The organism is Vibrio sp. T11.5 (genome assembly GCF_027587155.1).
Taxonomy (GTDB): Bacteria; Pseudomonadota; Gammaproteobacteria; order Enterobacterales; family Vibrionaceae; genus Vibrio; species Vibrio neptunius.
Map to the genome: position 1 here is coordinate 1 of NZ_JAPPTP010000058.1, position 1,452 is coordinate 1,452.

At 41.0% G+C, this 1,452-nt stretch carries 2 protein-coding genes and 1 pseudogene; 2 read left to right on the forward strand and 1 reads right to left on the reverse strand.

Annotated elements, in window-relative coordinates; all coding sequences use genetic code 11:
- Positions 1 to 222 precede the first annotated feature (222 nt).
- A complete protein-coding gene (locus OH455_RS23140) occupies positions 223 to 462 on the forward strand; it encodes an RNA recognition motif domain-containing protein (RefSeq protein WP_269982930.1) in 240 nt (79 codons plus the stop codon).
- Between the two features lie 249 nt (positions 463 to 711).
- Positions 712 to 891, forward strand: a pseudogene (locus tag OH455_RS23145) (IS110 family transposase); the annotation flags it as partial.
- A gap of 22 nt (positions 892 to 913) precedes the next feature.
- Here the strand turns inward: OH455_RS23145 and OH455_RS23150 are convergent.
- Positions 914 to 1,345, reverse strand: a complete 432-nt coding sequence (locus OH455_RS23150) for a hypothetical protein (protein WP_269982931.1) — start codon at positions 1,343 to 1,345, stop codon at positions 914 to 916.
- Positions 1,346 to 1,452 lie beyond the last annotated feature (107 nt).

Below are 1,452 nucleotides of genomic sequence, written 5' to 3' on the forward strand. Positions count from 1 at the left end.
AAGCATCTACGGTGGCTCACAGACCTCATCCTACCTCACCATAGCCAACAGATCGTTCTGCAAGTAAATTCAGGACACACACCAAAAGCCCCCTATTGACAGGCAGAAGGTTCATATGTGTTATGGGCAATTTCCCAATATTTCACCAAACCCCAAACTCTTCTTGGTTTGCTAGTCCATACCTGAGACAATTGAGCCGAAAATTATACTAGGCAAAATATTATGAAACTTTTAGTCCGCAATCTAGCGCGAACCACAACAGAACACGAAGTTCGAGTTCTATTCTCTGCTCACGGTACTGTTACACAATGTGATTTAGTTCTAGATCAGGAAACAGGACAATCTAAGGGATTCGCTTTCCTTGAAATGCCTGATGAGAACGAAGCTAATGCTGCTTTAAACAGCTTAAACCTGACAAGCGTAGCCAAGAGCAAGATTCGAGTTAAGTTCGCTCAAAACTAAAACCAGACAAAGGGAGCCCACTCAAAAAGGCTCCCTTTTTAATTCTTCCGCTTTGTATCTAACGCCCGCTTAACTTGTAGCCAACTGAACCATACTTAAACAGACCACCATAATCACATAAGCCAAACCGAACCAAAATGCCATAGGCTGGCAGTCAGGTTAAAGCGATTGTTAGTTTTCTGATTCGATGAAGCCTAAAATTTCTTGATACTTTTCAGCGACATAAATTCAGGACACACACCAAAAGGCTTGGCAATGATGTCTGCCATGCAGTGCAATCCTGTATTTAAAGCCACCTACCGTCATTTAGTTAAAGCTGGAAAACCTATAAAAGTCGCTATCATTGCCTGTGTTCGCAAGATGGTTGTCATCTTAAATTCAATGTTGAGAGATGGCGTCATGTGGGATGCAAATACGGCTAAGAATTAGCTATTGACGCCATAGTCGTTTGTTATGTTTCTTGTGGCGGGTTCCAGTGGGGCTTAATTTTGTATAATTTCCACAAATAAATGACTTGTATAATGGGCTCTAATCTAATGGTGATAGAATCTGTTGAAAAGCTAGAAATCATAACGTAAAGGCAAATAGCTATGCCTAGGTATCCATTCCCCAAGCATGCGTTCAACCCCCAATTTTTGCCACGCAACAATCCAAATGCACTAATTGCAAAAAACATATAAAGCCCAGATATTAGTGCAAGCTGAGCATTGAACTTGGAGTTGTCATTAGTGAGCCCAAATAAGTCTAAAGAAAGCTCAACATTCACTCCCAACAACTTAGATAACAACGCCAATAAAGACAATGCTCCCATGGAAACAAATATCCAGCCAATCACCTTTATCCACATCGGTATAAGCTTTGAACGATGCTCTATTAATTCCATTTGTACCCCTTTAAATTCTCTAATTATCGCTCGGAAACATAGACATAATGACCCCCACGAGGTGCTAGCCTCCAATTTCGTGGGTTAGCTTAAAGCCAGAGCCATAA